The organism is Rathayibacter sp. AY1B8 (genome assembly GCF_002932775.1).
Taxonomy (GTDB): domain Bacteria; phylum Actinomycetota; class Actinomycetes; order Actinomycetales; family Microbacteriaceae; genus Rathayibacter.
The window spans coordinates 1-15,574 of record NZ_PSWJ01000008.1 but is presented as its reverse complement, the minus strand read 5'-3'; the positions used below and the strand labels follow the sequence as shown (position 1 = coordinate 15,574).

Genomic DNA, 15,574 nt, shown 5'->3' with positions numbered 1-15,574 from the left:
GGGAGTTCCACCGCCATGCACCAGGGTCTGGCCGAGCGGTGGAACTCCATCTCGTTGCGCACCAAGATCACCGCGGTCACGGTCCTCCTGCTCACGCTGGGACTCCTCGTCTCCGGGATCGGGACGATGACGATGCTGAAGCCGCAGCTCGTCGCCCAGCTCGACGCGCAGCTGGCCGACCAGGTCCAGCGGACGGCGAGCGACCTCTCCGTCAACGACTTGGCCGCGATCGACGAGTCCAAGGCCGATTTCGGCGCCGTCTACGACCAGTACGGCACGCTCGACAACACGAACGCGTCCGGCGCGGCCGACCCCGCCTTCCCGCAGACCTTCACCCTCGAGCAGGCGCTGCAGGGCGGCGACAAGCCGATGGAGATCTGGAGCTCGAACGGCAAGGTCGAGTACCACGTCATGTCGACGGTGTTCACGAGGGGCACCGAGTACCAGACGCTCCTGCTCGCGGTGTCGACCCGCAGCGTCGACGTCATCATGACGACGTACCTCACGATCTTCCTGGGCTTCGGAGTCGCGATCGTCGTGATCGGCGCACTCCTCACCCGCCTGCTGGTCACCACCACCTTCGCCCCGCTGCGCGAGGTCGAGCAGACCGCTGCCGCCATCGCGGACGGCGACTTCAGCCAGCGTCTGGACGGCACGACGCCCAACACCGAGGTCGGGCGCCTCAACCGCTCCCTGAACGCGATGCTCGGGCGGATCGACTCCGCCTTCCGCGACCGCGCCCGCACGATCGACCAGATGCGCCGCTTCGTCGGCGACGCCAGCCACGAGCTGCGCACGCCGCTGGTCTCCGTCCGCGGCTACGCCGAGCTGTACCGGATGGGCGCTCTTCAGACGCCCGAGGCCGTCGGCCAGGCGATGGAGCGCATCGAGAAGGAGGCGATCCGGATGGGCGGCCTGGTCGAGGACCTCCTCGAACTCGCCCGCCTCGACGAGACGAAGCCTCTCGCACTCGCGCCCGTCGATCTGATGCCGCTCGCCCGCGACGCCGCGATGGACGCGATGGCCTCCTGGCCCGACCGCGACTTCGGCGTCGAGACCCGCGACGACACCCCCATGGAGACGCCCGCGCTCGAGCCCGACGAGGCCGGCGCCTCCGCCACGCAGACCATGGAGCTGACGAACCCCGGGCTCACCGGCCCGATCGCCGCGGCAGGAGCGAGGCTCGCCCGATTCCGCCGGCGTCCGCGCCGGGTCAACGCCGAGGAGATCGCCGCCGGCACCGCCACCGCCCCCGAGGAGCCGGGCGTGCCGGCGATGGTGATGGCGGAGGAGAACAAGATCCGCCAGGTCCTGACGAACCTGATCGGCAACGCCGTCCGCTACACGCCCGAGGACACTCCGATCGAGATCGGCGTCGCCGTCGACCGCTCCCGCCGCCTCGCCCTGCTGGAGGTCATCGATCACGGCGAGGGCATCCCGCCGCAGATCCGCGAGAAGATCTTCCAGCGCTTCTGGCGCGCGGACACGTCGCGGACCCGCGAGACCGGCGGCAGCGGCCTCGGACTGGCGATCGTGTCCTCGATCGTCGCCGCGCACAAGGGCCGCGTGGACGTCGTCGAGACGCCGGGCGGAGGCGCGACCTTCCGCGTCGCGCTGCCGCTGTTGACGGTCGGCCAGAACGGCGAGACCTCCCCCGCCTCGGTCTGATCCGCACCGCGGTCCGTCCCTCGTCGGGGGCCCCTTCGGTCCGGGCTCTCCCGTCGACGTCCGCGAGCGGCACGGATCGATCGGCCCGGGGCGACCGTGACCTCGCGCACCCGGCGCGCACGGCCGCGCACGGCTCACTCTCTCCTCTTGGGGACCAACGGGCGGCGAGCCCGCCCGGACCGCTGGAGATGACACCCGACGCTCGACGGATGCCGCGTCGCCGACTCTTGCAGATTCGCCGTCCGCATCCGTTCGGCCGACGACATCTCCGCCCCGACCCCGTACGTCGCGACCCGCACCGGCGCACCACACGCGCTTCTGGTGCCGGTGTCCGCAGAGGAGACCGAGGCGGCGCGGAGGGCGGTGCCACCGCAGGAGGACCGCCGTTGTGGTCGCGGAGCGGATTCAGAACCACCTGCCGGTTCGGTCGCCTGCTGCTCGCTCAGATGCCTCCGGAAACGCCGAAGGCGGCTCCCCCGGAGGGGAACCGCCTTCTGCGTGGTGGGGGGACGGACTAGAAGTCCATGCCTCCGGTGGGGTCGCCGCCCGCGGCGACCGGGTTCTTCTCGGGCTTGTCGGCGACGACGGCCTCCGTGGTGAGGAAGAGACCGGCGATCGACGCCGCGTTCTGCAGAGCGGAGCGCGTGACCTTGACCGGGTCGATGATGCCCGCGGCGATGAGGTCGACGTACTCGCCGGTCGCGGCGTTGAGGCCGTGTCCGGTGGGCAGCTCGCGGACCTTCGCAGCGACGACGCCGGGCTCCATGCCCGCGTTGAGGGCGATCTGCTTGAGCGGGGCGTCGATGGCGACCTTGACGATGTTCGCGCCGGTCGCCTCGTCTCCGACGAGCTCGAGCTTCTCGAAGGCGAGCTTGCCGGCCTGGATGAGGGCGACGCCACCACCGGCGACGATGCCCTCCTCGACGGCGGCCTTCGCGTTGCGGACGGCGTCCTCGATGCGGTGCTTGCGCTCCTTGAGCTCGACCTCGGTCGCCGCTCCGGCCTTGATGACCGCGACGCCGCCGGCGAGCTTCGCGAGGCGCTCCTGGAGCTTCTCGCGGTCGTAGTCGCTGTCGGTGTTCTCGATCTCGCCGCGGATCTGCGCGACGCGGCCGGCGATGGCCTCGGCGTCGCCGGCACCCTCGACGATCGTGGTCTCGTCCTTGGTGATGACGACCTTGCGGGCCGAGCCGAGCAGGTCGAGGGTGACGTTCTCGAGCTTGAGTCCGACCTCCTCGGAGATGACCTGGCCGCCGGTGAGGATCGCGATGTCCTGGAGCTGCGCCTTGCGACGGTCGCCGAAGCCGGGGGCCTTGACCGCGACCGACTTGAAGATGCCGCGGATCTTGTTGACGACCAGGGTCGCCAGCGCCTCGCCGTCGACGTCCTCGGCGATGATCAGCAGCTGCTTGCCCGCCTGGATCACCTTGTCGACGACCGGGAGCAGGTCCTTGATGTTCGAGACCTTGGAGTTGACGATGAGGATGTAGGGGTCCTCGAACACCGCCTCCTGGCGGTCGGGGTCGGTCACGAAGTACTGCGACAGGTAGCCCTTGTCGAAGCGCATGCCCTCGGTGAGCTCGAGCTCGGTGCCGAAGGTGTTCGACTCCTCGACGGTGACGACGCCCTCCTTGCCGACCTTGTCGATCGCCTCGGCGATGATCGCGCCGATCTCGGGGTCCGCGGCGGAGATGGAGGCGGTCGCCGCGATCTCCTCCTTGGTCTCGATCGCCTTCGCGCCGGCGATGAGCTCGGCGGTGACGGCCTTGACGGCCTTCTCAATGCCCTTCTTGAGGCTGATCGGGTCGGCGCCGGCCGCGACGTTGCGCAGGCCCTCGCGGACGAGCGCCTGAGCGAGGACGGTCGCGGTGGTGGTTCCGTCGCCGGCGACGTCGTCGGTCTTCTTGGCGACCTCCTTGACGAGCTCGGCGCCGATCTTCTCGTACGGCTCGTCGAGCTCGATCTCCTTGGCGATGGAGACGCCGTCGTTCGTGATGGTGGGAGCGCCCCACTTCTTCTCGAGGACGACGTTGCGGCCGCGCGGGCCGAGGGTCACCTTGACCGCGTCGGCCAGAGTGTTGAGTCCACGCTCGAGGCCGCGGCGGGCTTCTTCGTCAAAAGCAATGATCTTGGCCATGTGTGTTTCTCGTCCCTCCCGGACGTCGTGAAATGTCTGTGCTGGCACTCGACCGGAGCGAGTGCCAAGGTCGATTCTGGCACTCGCGGTGGACGAGTGCAAGCGACCGGCACGCGCTCCGACACGAAGGAGCCGCCGCCCGCACGAGGCGGACGACGGCTCCCGGGAGGCTCGGCGGTTAGGCCGGGCGGACCGATTCGGCCTGGGGGCCCTTCGACCCCGTGCCGACCTCGAACGCGACCTGCTGCCCCTCCTCGAGGACCTTGTACCCCGACATGTCGATCGCGGAGTAGTGGACGAAGACGTCCTGTCCGCCGCCGTCGACCGTGATGAAGCCGTAGCCCTTCTCAGCGTTGAACCACTTGACGGTTCCGTTCGCCATCTCTGTACTCCCCAGTGCTGTGATGCCCGCGGCACGAGCGATGTGCTGGTGCCTGGTCAGGAATACTAATCCGGCTATCGGCCCCGGGAGGGGCTGGAAAGGGCCTCGCGGGGAAGAGTTGCCCGGGATTCAACACGGAGGAAACGTGCCCGTAACAGAGGGCCCCGATCAGCCCTGCTCGGAGGCGTAATCGGCCCCCAGGACCACGACGACGGAGCCCGTCTCGACGAAGTCCTGCGAGAACAGGACGGTCCCCGTTCCGAGCGAGTCGACGAGACCGAGGGCCGCTCCCTCGAGCGCCGGGTCGGTGAAGTAGACGGTCGTGGCGGCGATGTCCTCGGTGTTCGCGTTCGCGACGGTCGGGACGCTCCATCCGGCCGTCGTCAGGGCGTCGCCGGCGCTGGCGGCGAGTCCGACGGTGGCGGTGCCGTTGAGGACGGCGACGGCGAGATCGGGATCGAGCGTCGCGGCGGCGGTCGGGGTCGCCTCCGCGGTCGCGGTCGGCGGAGTGAAGACGTCCGTGAACTGCACCCGGTCGTCGATGACCAGCAGCCCGATGAAGCCGAGCAGGACGATGACTCCGGTGGCGAGCGCGGCCCAGGCGAGGGCGACCGCGCGGGCGTGAGGGGCCGGCGGCCGGCGGTGGGCGCCGACGCGCGCCTCCGTCGCCGGGACCTCGTCGAAGCGGTCTCTCGGGTGCGTGTTCGACATCGGGGGTACGGCCGGCCTTCCGTTGGTGGACTCGAGCAGCTCGTCTACTCGAGGCGCCCGAGGCGTCGCGAGGCGCGGGCGCCGGCGCGCTGGTCGCGGATGCGCTGCAGCCGCGTGACGAGCATCGGGTCGTGCGCGAGGGCGGCCGGAGAGGCGAGCACCGCGCTGAGCACCTGATAGTAGCGGGCGGCCGACAGTCCGAACTGGGAGCGGATCGCGTCGTCCTTGTCCCCGGAGCGGGCCGTCCACTCGCGCTCGAAGGCGAGCACCCGCAGCTCGCGCTCGGACAGACCGGTGCCCGGTCTCGGGTCCGTCGTCCTGCTCATCCCTCCAGGGTAGGCAGGCCCACGGCCGCCGCCGGGGAGGCGCTCCGAACACCTCGTGACCGCGTCGCGGCATGGAGGCGGGGAGTCTCCTCCACAGCCCGCGGAGGCGGAATGGAGCCGTCGTCCCGGGGGTTGGACCAGGTGGAGGGGCGCGACCGCCCCCGTACACTGACGAGGATTCCGAGGGAGACCCATGTCGTCGTATTCCGTGAACAAGTCCGACGCCGAGTGGCGCGAGGAGCTCGACCGCGACCAGTACGCGGTCCTGCGCGAAGCGGCCACCGAGCGCCCGTGGACCGGCGAGCTGCTCGACGAGCACCGCTCCGGCCTCTACACCTGTGCCGCCTGCAACGCCGAGCTCTTCAAGAGCGGCACCAAGTTCGACTCCGGCTGCGGCTGGCCGAGCTTCTACGAGTCCGTGAACCCGGACGCGGTCCAGCTGATCGAGGACAGCACCCTCGGCATGGTCCGCACCGAGGTCCGCTGCGCGAACTGCGGATCCCACCTGGGACACGTCTTCCCGGACGGCTTCGGCACGCCCACCGGCGACCGCTACTGCATGAACTCGATCGCCCTGAACTTCCAGGCCGAGGGCGAGTGACCGTGTCCTCCTCCCCCGTGCTCGAGGCCGTCCTCGCGCGCCGATCGCGCTCGAAGGTGACGCCGGAGGCTCCGGGGCACGACGAGATCGCGGCGTTCGTCTCGGCGGCGTCGCGTCTCGCCGATCACAGCTCGCTGCGCCCGTGGCGGGTCATCGAGATCCGCGGCGCCGCCCGCGACCGGGTCGGCCGCAGCTTCGCGGTCGCCTCGGGGGCGAAGAAGGACCCGCGGAAGTACATCGAGAAGACGCACCGCGCCTCCCTGCTGCTGGCCGTCGTGGTCAGCGTCAAGAAGTCGAAGGTGCCGGCCTGGGAGCAGGAGGCCGTCGCCTCGGGCGTCGCCCACCTCCTGAGCCTGCTGCTCGACGAGGCGGGCTGGGGCGTCTTCTGGCGCACCGGCTCCTACACGCGCGACAAGGCCGTGCGGAAGGCGCATCGCCTCGAGAAGGGCGAGGAGCTGCTCGGCTGGCTCTACGTCGGCCGTCCCGACGGGAAGATCGGCGGCCCCAAGCGTCCCGCTCCCGCCGAGCGGCACCTCAGCATCCTCGAGCCGTGAGACGCGGCGGGCCCGGATCCGGCCGGATCCGGGCCCGCGATAGGGTGGCCGGGCGCGCGAGCGCACCTGCCGACGTGGCGCAATTGGTAGCGCACCCGACTTGTAATCGGGCGGTTACGGGTTCAAGTCCCGTCGTCGGCTCAGGAGAGGAGAAGGCCCCGACCGCTGCGTGCGGTCGGGGCCTTCTTCATGCGCGGGGCTCCTGCGCGTCCGCGGCTCAGCCCGCGGCGGCCGGAGTCGGCTCGGAGGAGGCCGGAGCCTCGGTGGAGACCGGGGCGTCGCCGGGAGCCGGGGTCTCGGTCGACGCGGGGGTCTCGGTCGACGCGGGGGCCTCGGTCGAGGCGGGCGTGTCGCTCGGCGCCGGAGTCTCGGAGGAGGTGGGCGCGGGAGTCGCCGACGAGTAGGAGTCGGCGGCGGCCGAGAGCACGAAGGAGCTGAAGGCGTCCGGGTCGGTCAGCGAGCCCGAGTACGCCTCGCCGTTGACCAGGACGGTCGGGGTGCCCGTGACAGCGGGCACGTCCGTGCCGGGCAGCGGACCCGAGGTGGCGCGCTCGGTCGCGGCGCGGACCCAGCTCACGAAGCTCTGGTCGTCGATGCAGGTGTTCACGGCCGCCGTGTCCTCGACGCCGGCCTGCGAGGCGTAGTCCTTCAACTGGTCGTCCGAGAGTCCGTCGGTCCCCTCCGCCGGCTGGTTGGCGAACAGCAGGGAGTTGAAGTCGAAGAACGAGTCGGGCGAGCGGTCCGCGACGCACGCGGCGGCGTTGGCCGAGCGCTCCGAGTACTTGGTTCCGTTGGAGCGGGTCGTGAGGATGGCGATCGGGTGGATCTCGACCGTCGCGGCACCGCTGGTCACCCACTCCTTGATCTGGTCGCCGTTGGTCTTCTCGAACTGGCCGCAGTAGGGGCAGAGGTAGTCGAGGTAGACCCGGATGTCGACCGTGCCGGCCGAGGTGTCGAGCGCGCTGGGGGTGGGCGTCCCGTCGGCCGCGACGGCGCCGCTCGTCTGCGCGACCATGTTCTCGCCGATGACGACACCGTCGCTCGCCATGTTCGCCGGGCCCGGGCCCGCGGGGCGGATGCTCGAGGTGACGGCGAAGACCACGATCACGACGACCGCGATCACGACGGCGGCGAGCCCGCCCTGCAGGGCGAAGCGGCTCACGCGGTCGCGGCGCTTCTGCTGCTCGCGCAGGCGGCGCGCCTTCTCTCGGGCGGCCTCTCGTCGCTGGTTCTTCGAGAGACGGTCGTTGGCTCCGCCGGTGGTCATGACAAGAACGCTCCGAATGAGAGAGGGGGAAGAAGGGGGTCGCCGGGCGCGACTCGCCGGAATCCTACGCGCGAGCCCTGGGAAACCTCCAAACGACGGATACGCGGTGCCCGACCGACGACTGTCGGCCCCGTGGCATACTGTGACGGTTGGTCGGAGTCGCCCACGCGATGATGACCATCACTTCCATTCACTCGGATCGTCCGGCACGTACCTGCCGGTGAAGGAGCAAGAACAATGGCGTCCGTAACTTTCGACCACGCGTCCCGCGTCTACCCCGGGGCCACTCGCGCCTCCGTCGACAAGCTCAACCTCGAGGTGGGCGACGGCGAGTTCCTCGTCCTCGTCGGCCCCTCCGGCTGCGGCAAGTCCACCTCCCTGCGCATGCTCGCCGGCCTCGAAGAGGTCAACGAGGGCCGCATCCTCATCGGCGACCGCAACGTCACGGACGTTCCGCCGAAGGACCGCGACATCGCGATGGTCTTCCAGAACTACGCGCTGTACCCGCACATGTCGGTCGCCGAGAACATGGGCTTCGCGCTCAAGATCGCCGGCGTCAACAAGGACGAGCGCGCCGCGCGGGTCCTCGAGGCCGCGAAGATGCTCGACCTCGAGCCCTACCTGAACCGCAAGCCGAAGGCGCTCTCCGGTGGCCAGCGCCAGCGCGTCGCGATGGGCCGCGCCATCGTCCGCAAGCCCCAGGTGTTCCTCATGGACGAGCCGCTGTCGAACCTCGACGCCAAGCTCCGCGTGTCCACCCGCACCCAGATCGGCACGCTGCAGCGCCGCCTGGGCATCACCACGGTCTACGTCACCCACGACCAGACCGAGGCGCTCACCATGGGCGACCGCATCGCGGTCCTCAAGGACGGCCTCCTCCAGCAGGTCGGCTCGCCCCGCGACCTGTACGAGAACCCGAACAACGTCTTCGTGGCCGGCTTCATCGGCTCGCCCGCGATGAACCTGTTCCACGCGGACGTCACCGACGGCGGCGTCAAGTTCGGCGACACCGTCCTCCCGATCGCCCGCGAGGCGCTCGCGAAGACGAGCCAGAAGGTCGTCACGCTCGGCGTGCGCCCCGAGGACGTCACCGTCTCGACCCAGCCCGGCGGACTGCCGATCGAGGTCGACCTCATCGAGGAGCTCGGCTCGGACGGCTACCTCTACGGCCACACCGAGGTCGAGGGCCGCCGCACCGACATCGTCGCGCGCGTCGACGGCCGCGTGCACCCGACCGCGGGCGACCGCGTGTACGTGACCGCGAACCACCGCGTGCACATCTTCGACGCGGAGTCGGGCGAGCGCCTCTCCTGAGCCTCCTCCTGCACCGCACGCTGCCGCCGTCCCCTCCAGGGCGGCGGCAGCGTCGTCTGCGGCTCCCCCACCGTCCGACACGCGACACGAACGGCGCACCATGTCCGGCTCCCTGAACATCACCTCGGCCACCGTCGACCCGGCCCTGCTCGACCTGCCGTGGAACCTGCGGCTCGACGACTGGCCCGACGAGTACATCGCCGCCCTGCCGAAGGGCATCTCGCGGCACACGGTCCGCTTCGCCCACCTCTCCGGACACGTCGTCGCCGTCAAGGAGACGACCGCCGAGATGTCGCGGCGCGAGTACGAGATGCTGAAGACGCTGCAGCGCCTCGACGTGCCGTGCGTGGTTCCGGGCGCGGTGATCACGAACCGCACCGACGACGAGGGCGAGGCCCTGCCCGCCGTGCTCGTCACCCGTCACCTCAAGTTCTCGCTCCCCTACCGGGCGCTCTTCTCGCAGACGCTGCGGCCGGACACGGCGACCCGTCTGGTCGACGCGCTGGCGCTCCTCCTGGTCCGCCTGCACGTGATCGGCTTCTTCTGGGGCGACGTCTCGCTCTCGAACACTCTCTTCCGGCGCGATGCCGGCGCCTTCGCCGCCTACCTGGTCGATGCGGAGACGGGGCAGCTCTACTCGGGCGGCCTCTCGAACGGCCAGCGCGAGAACGATCTGGAGATCGCCCGCGTCAACATCGCCGGCGAGCTGCTCGACCTCGAGGCCGGCGGTCGCGTCGACGACGACCTCGACCCGATCACGGTCTCCGACGGCATCGTCGCGGCGTACCGCAGCCTCTGGAAGGAGCTGACCGGTGCCGAGTCGTTCGCGACCTCGGAGCGCTGGCGGATCAACGACCGCGTGAACCGGCTGAACGAGCTGGGCTTCGACATCGAGGAGCTCGCGATCAAGACCGACGAGGCCGGGTCCACGGTGCGGATCCAGCCGAAGGTGGTCGACGCCGGCCACCACCAGCGGCGGCTGCTCCGTCTCACCGGGCTGGACGCGCAGGAGAACCAGGCGCGACGCCTGCTCAACGACCTCGACTCGTACACGGCGACCTACGACAAGCAGGGCCTGGACGAGGAGATGGTGGCGCACGAGTGGCTGGCGCAGGTGTTCGAGCCGGTCATCCGCTCGATCCCCCGTGATCTCAAGGGCCGCCTGGAGCCGGCCGAGATGTTCCACCAGCTGCTCGAGCACCGCTGGTTCATGTCGCAGCAGCAGGCGCGCGACGTCCCCCTGGCGGAGGCGGTCACCGCCTACGTGAACGACATCCTGCGTCACCGCCGCGACGAGGCGACGGTCATCGCTCCTCCCACCGAGGCGCTGACCCTCCCGAACCTCGTCCTCGACGAGTCCGGCGACGCCGAGCTCACCGACGAGGACGCCGACGTCGACTGGACCAAGAACGTCTGACTCCCCCACCGCAAGAGGGCCCCCGGCTCGCTCCCCGGAGGCGGCGCCTTCGGTCCGCTCGCCGCAGGCGGCGCCCCTGTCCGCTCGCCGAAGGCGGCGCCCCTGACATCCAGACCTGGAGCGCGGGTGCCGGCGCGGTGAGCTGCAAGGCGGAGGAGGAAGCGATACCGGCGGTATCGCGCCCGACGACAACGCCGCAGATCGCCGTGCCGGCGCTCGCGCTGTGAGCTGGAAGGCGGAGGAGGAAGCGATACCGGCGGTATCGCGCCCGACGACAACGCCGCAGATCGCCGTGCCGGCGCCCGCGCTACTCGGAGGCGGAGCGGAGTTTGGAGATCTCGTAGAGCGCGACCGACGCCGCGATCCCGGCGTTGAGGGATTCGGTGGCGGAGCTGATCGGGATGGAGACGACGGCGTCGCACTGCTCGGTGACGAGGCGGGAGAGGCCCTTGCCCTCGCTGCCGACGACGACGAGGAGCGGCCGGTCGGCGAGTTCGAGGCCGGGGAGCATCACGTCGCCGTCGCCGTCGAGTCCGATGACGAAGACGCCCGCGCGCTTGAAGTCCTTGATCATGGCGGTGAGGTTGGACGCCATCGCGACGGGGATGCGTGCGGCGGCTCCGGCGGAGGTCTTCCAGGCGGCGGAGTTGAGGCCCACGGAGCGGCGCTGCGGGACGATGACGCCCTGTCCGCCGAACGCGGCGACGGAGCGGATGATCGCTCCGAGGTTGCGCGGGTCGGTGATGCCGTCGAGGGCGACGAGGAGGGGGACCGCTCCGCGGGAGACGCTGCGCTCGAGCAGGTCGCTCGGGTGGGCGTACTCGTAGGGCGGCACCTTCAGCACGAGGCCCTGGTGCACGGAGTCGGGGCCGGCGAGGCGGTCGAGCTCCGGGCGCATGACCTCGAGCACGGGAAGGCCGCGGGCGGTGGCGATCTTGAGCGCCTCCTTGACCCGGTCGTCCATCTCGATGCGGGTCGCGAGGTAGAGGGTGGTGGCCGGGATGCTGGCGCGCAGCGCCTCGAGGACCGAGTTCCGGCCCGTCACCATCTCGAAGTCGTCGCCGCTCTTGGGCTTGCGCGACGGAGCGGGGCGCCCCTGTCCGCGGGCGGCCGCGGAGAGGGCTCCGCCGGGGCGGCCCTTGCCGCCTGCGGCGACGAAGCGCTCGCGCGCGAGCTTCGCCTTGCCTGCGGGGTGGTAGGGCCGGTCCTCGGCCTTGGGCGTGGGCTTCTTGCCCTCGAGGGCCTGACGGCCCTGACCGCCGGAACCGACGGCCTTGCCCTTGCTCTTCTTTCGGACCGCTCCGGGGCGGCCGGGCTTATTCGCCATCGAGACTCCAATGCGCACCCGTCTGGGTGTCTTCGATCGTGATTCCCGCCGCGGCGAGATCGGTTCGGATGCGGTCGGCGCTCGCCCAGTCGCGCTGCTCGCGCGCGGTCTGGCGTTCGGCGACCAGGCGGTCGACCAGCACGCTGAGCGCGCGGTACGAGGGTTCGTCGTCGGAGCGCGCCCACTCGGGCGCCTCCGGGTCGATGCCGAGCACGGCCGCCATCGCGAGCACCTGGGTGCGCAGGGCCGAGACGGAGCCGAGGTCCTCGGCGTCGAGGGCGGCGTTGCCGGCGCGCACGGTCTCGTGCAGGACGCCGATGGCCTGCGGGACGGACAGGTCGTCGTCCATCGCCTCGGCGAACTCCTCCGGAACCACCGGCTCGCCGAGCGCGGCGAACCGCGTGCCGTCGAGGCGGCGGCGGGAGCGCTCGAGGAAGCCCTCGATCCGCTCCAGCGCCGCTTCGGCCTCCTCGAGGGCCCCGTCGTGGAACTCGAGGGTGGAGCGGTAGTGGGCCGAGCCGAGGTAGTAGCGGACGACGAGCGGGCGGGCCGCTTCGAGCAGCTCGGAGGCGAACACCGAGTTGCCGAGCGACTTGCTCATCTTCTGGCCGGTGACGGACACGAGGCCGTTGTGCAGCCAGTAGCTGGCGAAGGCGTGGCCGGCGGCGCTGGACTGGGCGAGCTCGTTCTCGTGGTGGGGGAAGCGCAGGTCGAGCCCGCCGCCGTGGATGTCGAACTGGGTGCCGAGGTACTTCGTCGACATCGCGGAGCACTCGATGTGCCAGCCGGGGCGGCCGGCGCCCCACGGCGAGGCCCAGGCGGCCGACTCGGGCTCCTCCGGCTTGGCGCCCTTCCAGAGAGCGAAGTCGTGCGGGTCGCGCTTGCCGCGCGGGTCGGCGTCGGTCGCCGCCTCCATGCTCTCGAGGCGCTGGTGGGTGAGCGAGCCGTAGTCCGGCCAGGACCGCGTGTCGAAGTAGACGTCGCCGGAGTCGTCGGGCGCCGGGTAGGCGTGACCGCGCTCGATCAGGGTCTGGATGAGGGTGATCATCTCGGCGATGCTCGCGGTCGCGCGCGGCTCGTAGGTCGGCGGGAGGATGCCGAGGGCCGTGTACGCGGCGGTGAACTCGAGCTCGACGCGGTAGGCGAGCGCCCACCACTGCTCGACCGGCGCGCCCTCGGGCACCCGACGCCGCGCGTCCTCGGCGATGGCGAGGATCTTGTCGTCGATGTCGGTGACGTTGCGCACCAGGGTGACCTGGAAGCCGCGGTACGCCAGCCAGCGGCGCAGCTGGTCGTAGGCGAGGGCGGAGCGCAGGTGCCCGATGTGGGGGGAGGACTGCACGGTGGGTCCGCAGACGTACATCCCGACCTCGTTCTCGCGGAGGGGGACGAAATCGACGAGGGCCTGGGCCTTCGAGTCATGCAGTCGCAGAGTCACGCGGGCGAGTTTACCGGGCGGACCGCTCCCGGCCGGGTCGGCGGCTCCGCCCGGGGACTACCGGGTGACAGCGGGGGTGGGGAGGACGAGTGCCGTCGCGGTCGCGGCGACCCCCTCGCCCCGGCCGGTGAAGCCCAGCGCGTCCGAGGTGGTGGCGGCGACGCTGACCGGTGCGCCGAGCAGCTCCGAGAGCAGCCTCTGCGCCTCCTCGCGCCGCGGCGAGAACTTCGGGCGGTTGCCGATGAGCTGCACCGAGACGTTGCCGATGGCGAAGCCGGCGGCCTCCACCAGCTCGCGGGTCGCGCGGAGGAAGACCTCGCCGTGGGCGTCCGCGAAGCGCGGGTCGGCCGTGCCGAAGCGGGAGCCGATGTCGCCGAGACCCGCCGCCGCCAGGAGCGCGTCGCAGATCGCGTGGGCGACCGGGTCGCCGTCGCTGTGCCCGGACAGGCCCCGCTCCCCCGGCCAGTGCAGCCCGGCGAGCCAGAGCGGCGACGCGTCGTCGAAGGCGTGCACGTCCGTGCCGATGCCGACGCGCGGCACGACGACGACGGGCGGCGGTGCGAGCACCTGCTCGGCGCGGGCCAGGTCCCAGGGGGTGGTGATCTTGAAGGCGAGCGGATCGCCGGCGACGACGATCGAGGGGCCGCCGCGCGAGGCGAGGAGCGCCGCGTCGTCGGTGAAGTCCTCCTCCGCCGAGGCGTAGGCCTCGTCGAGGAGCGCGCGCGGGAAGCCCTGCGGCGTCTGCACCGCGGCGAGCTCGGAGCGGTCCACCGTGCCGAGGATCCCGCCGTCGGCGCGGATGCGCTTGATCGTGTCGGTGACCGGCAGACCCGGGATCACTCCACCGCGCGTCTCCCGGACCGCCGCGATCACCCGCTCGAACTGGTCGACGGGCGTGAGGGCGCGGGCGGCGTCGTGCACGAGCACCGTCTCCACGGCCGGGCCGAGCGCCCGGAGCCCCCGAGCGACCGACTCCTGGCGGCTGGCGCCTCCGGCGACGACGCTGACGGAGCCGTCCGGGGCTCCGGCGGCGTGCGTCAGAGCGGCCGTCTCCTCGAGGAGGGCGGCGGGAGCCACGACGACGATCTGGACCGGCTCCGCGAGCAGCAGCACCGTGCGCAGGCTGCGCTCGAGGATCGTCCGCCCCGCGCAGTCGACGTAGGCCTTGGGGCGCTCGCGGCCGAGCCTCGTGCCGCTGCCGGCGGCGACGACGACGACGGCCGCGGTCGGCGCGCCGGCCGGGCCGTTCAGGATGCGAGGACCTCGTCGAGGAGCGCGGAGGCGGCGTCCTCGTCGGTCTTCTCGGCCAGGGCGAGCTCGGAGACGAGGATCTGGCGGGCCTTGGCGAGCATGCTCTTCTCCCCCGCTGAGAGGCCGCGGTCGCGGTCGCGGCGGGTGAGGTCGCGGACGACCTCGGAGACCTTGACGACGTCGCCGGACCCGAGCTTCTCGAGGTTGGCCTTGTAGCGGCGCGACCAGTTGGTCGGCTCCTCGACGACCTCGGCGCGCAGGACCTCGAACACGCGCTCGACGCCCTCGCGGCCGATGACGTCGCGGACGCCGACCAGGTCGACGTTGTCGGCGGGCACCTCGATGACGAGGTCGCCCTGCGCGACGCGGAGCTTCAGGTACGTCTTCTCCTGGCCCTTGATCGTCCGGGTCTTCACCTCGGCGATCGTGGCGGCTCCGTGATGGGGGTAGACGACCGTCTCTCCGACCTCGAACTGCATGCGACGTCCTTTCAGCGGCGGAAAGATTACCATGCGCGCCGAGCGGGACGGGAGTCCGGACGGGCGGAGCCGCGGTGCTCGCTACGCTAGCCTGGTGTCGGCTCGTGCACAGTGAAGTCGCCCTGTCCGGGGCGAGCGGGGCCGACGATCTGGAGGTTCCTGTGAAGGCGCGTATCGCTGCATCCGTCGTTCTCGCGGTCGGCGTCGCCCTCGCTACCGCCGGCTGCAACCTCGTCGCCCCGCAGGCGACGCGCAAGATCTACGACCCGAGCGACGGAGTCGGCGCGACGATCGGCGATCTCGCCATCCGCAACGCGATGATCGTCTCGGACGACGGCGAGGCCGGCACCCTGATCGTGACGCTCGTGAACTCCACCGATGAGGCGCTGAGCGTCGAGGTGCAGTACGAGGGCTCCGCAGGCCGCACCAGCGACACCGTCGACGCCGTCCCCGGCCGTACCGAGGTCCGCCCCGACAGCACCGAGGCCGTCCAGATGGATGACATCGACACGATCCCCGGCGGCCTGCTCCCCGTCTACTTCCAGTACGGCTCCGAGCAGGGCAAGGAGCTCCTCGTCCCCGTCCTGACGAACGCCCTCGAGGCCTACTCCACCCGCGAACTGCTCGCCCGCATCCGCGCCGTCCTCCGACGCCGCACCGAGGAGCCCGGCGAGGAGCGGATCGTCGTCGCCGGCCCCGTCC

At 71.2% G+C, this 15,574-nt stretch carries 15 protein-coding genes and 1 tRNA gene; 7 read left to right on the top strand and 9 right to left on the bottom strand.

The window, feature by feature from the left end; translation table 11 throughout:
• Nucleotides 1-15 precede the first annotated feature (15 nt).
• Entirely contained in the window at nucleotides 16-1,668 is a 1,653-nt protein-coding gene (locus C5C63_RS06990) for a HAMP domain-containing sensor histidine kinase (RefSeq protein WP_104233887.1), read from the top strand.
• A gap of 514 nt (nucleotides 1,669-2,182) precedes the next feature.
• On the opposite strand, the gene groL is transcribed toward C5C63_RS06990, so the two are convergent.
• The 4 genes from groL to C5C63_RS06970 form a co-directional block, all read right to left on the bottom strand.
• Nucleotides 2,183-3,805 (bottom strand): chaperonin GroEL, encoded by a 1,623-nt coding sequence (gene groL / locus C5C63_RS06985; RefSeq protein WP_104224600.1) that lies wholly within the window; start codon nucleotides 3,803-3,805, stop codon nucleotides 2,183-2,185.
• Nucleotides 3,806-3,983: 178 nt separating this feature from the next.
• Nucleotides 3,984-4,187: a cold-shock protein gene (locus tag C5C63_RS06980; protein ID WP_104224599.1), complete on the bottom strand. Its 204-nt coding sequence runs from the start codon at nucleotides 4,185-4,187 to the stop codon at nucleotides 3,984-3,986.
• Between the two features lie 168 nt (nucleotides 4,188-4,355).
• The gene (locus tag C5C63_RS06975) at nucleotides 4,356-4,898 is read right to left on the bottom strand and encodes a LytR C-terminal domain-containing protein (protein ID WP_104233888.1); all 543 of its coding nucleotides are present in this window, start codon (nucleotides 4,896-4,898) and stop codon (nucleotides 4,356-4,358) included.
• A 44-nt stretch (nucleotides 4,899-4,942) separates the two neighbouring features.
• The gene (locus C5C63_RS06970) at nucleotides 4,943-5,224 is read right to left on the bottom strand and encodes a DUF3263 domain-containing protein (RefSeq protein WP_104224597.1); all 282 of its coding nucleotides are present in this window, start codon (nucleotides 5,222-5,224) and stop codon (nucleotides 4,943-4,945) included.
• A 193-nt stretch (nucleotides 5,225-5,417) separates the two neighbouring features.
• Here C5C63_RS06970 and msrB point away from each other — a divergent pair, with 193 nt between their 5' ends.
• The 3 genes from msrB (at nucleotide 5,418) to C5C63_RS06955 (ending at nucleotide 6,520) form a co-directional block, all read left to right on the top strand.
• On the top strand, nucleotides 5,418-5,825 hold the full coding sequence (gene msrB, locus C5C63_RS06965) for a peptide-methionine (R)-S-oxide reductase MsrB (RefSeq protein ID WP_104255437.1): 408 nt from the start codon (nucleotides 5,418-5,420) through the stop codon (nucleotides 5,823-5,825).
• Complete coding sequence (locus tag C5C63_RS06960; protein ID WP_104226480.1) at nucleotides 5,822-6,379, top strand: nitroreductase family protein; 558 nt, start codon at nucleotides 5,822-5,824, stop codon at nucleotides 6,377-6,379. Before msrB ends, C5C63_RS06960 begins: the two co-directional genes overlap by 4 nt.
• Nucleotides 6,380-6,447: 68 nt before the next feature.
• Nucleotides 6,448-6,520, top strand: a tRNA-Thr gene (locus tag C5C63_RS06955).
• 76 nt (nucleotides 6,521-6,596) lie between these two features.
• On the opposite strand, the gene C5C63_RS06950 is transcribed toward C5C63_RS06955, so the two are convergent.
• Nucleotides 6,597-7,646, bottom strand: a complete 1,050-nt coding sequence (locus tag C5C63_RS06950) for a thioredoxin domain-containing protein (RefSeq protein ID WP_104314574.1) — start codon at nucleotides 7,644-7,646, stop codon at nucleotides 6,597-6,599.
• Between the two features lie 237 nt (nucleotides 7,647-7,883).
• On the opposite strand from C5C63_RS06950, the gene C5C63_RS06945 reads away from it, so the two are divergent.
• Nucleotides 7,884-8,960: an ABC transporter ATP-binding protein gene (locus tag C5C63_RS06945; RefSeq protein ID WP_104224593.1), complete on the top strand. Its 1,077-nt coding sequence runs from the start codon at nucleotides 7,884-7,886 to the stop codon at nucleotides 8,958-8,960.
• 100 nt (nucleotides 8,961-9,060) lie between these two features.
• Complete coding sequence (locus C5C63_RS06940) at nucleotides 9,061-10,377, top strand: DUF4032 domain-containing protein (RefSeq protein ID WP_104226481.1); 1,317 nt, start codon at nucleotides 9,061-9,063, stop codon at nucleotides 10,375-10,377.
• Between the two features lie 307 nt (nucleotides 10,378-10,684).
• On the opposite strand, the gene rlmB is transcribed toward C5C63_RS06940, so the two are convergent.
• The 4 genes from rlmB to C5C63_RS06920 are packed head-to-tail and all read right to left on the bottom strand — an operon-like array spanning nucleotide 10,685 to nucleotide 14,872.
• Nucleotides 10,685-11,704, bottom strand: a complete 1,020-nt coding sequence (rlmB, locus tag C5C63_RS06935; protein ID WP_104224591.1) for a 23S rRNA (guanosine(2251)-2'-O)-methyltransferase RlmB — start codon at nucleotides 11,702-11,704, stop codon at nucleotides 10,685-10,687.
• The gene (gene cysS, locus C5C63_RS06930) at nucleotides 11,694-13,142 is read right to left on the bottom strand and encodes a cysteine--tRNA ligase (protein WP_104224590.1); all 1,449 of its coding nucleotides are present in this window, start codon (nucleotides 13,140-13,142) and stop codon (nucleotides 11,694-11,696) included. Before cysS ends, rlmB begins: the two co-directional genes overlap by 11 nt.
• A 57-nt stretch (nucleotides 13,143-13,199) precedes the next feature.
• Nucleotides 13,200-14,396, bottom strand: coding sequence for a 2-C-methyl-D-erythritol 4-phosphate cytidylyltransferase (gene ispD, locus C5C63_RS06925; RefSeq protein WP_104325794.1), 1,197 nt, complete (start codon nucleotides 14,394-14,396; stop codon nucleotides 13,200-13,202).
• Nucleotides 14,390-14,872 carry a CarD family transcriptional regulator gene (locus tag C5C63_RS06920; RefSeq protein WP_104325752.1) on the bottom strand — a complete coding sequence of 161 codons (483 nt, stop codon included), beginning with the start codon at nucleotides 14,870-14,872 and terminating at the stop codon, nucleotides 14,390-14,392. Before C5C63_RS06920 ends, ispD begins: the two co-directional genes overlap by 7 nt.
• A 161-nt stretch (nucleotides 14,873-15,033) precedes the next feature.
• On the opposite strand from C5C63_RS06920, the gene C5C63_RS16995 reads away from it, so the two are divergent.
• The coding region (locus C5C63_RS16995) for a hypothetical protein (protein WP_181110570.1) at nucleotides 15,034-15,574 on the top strand (541 nt) is incomplete at its 3' end.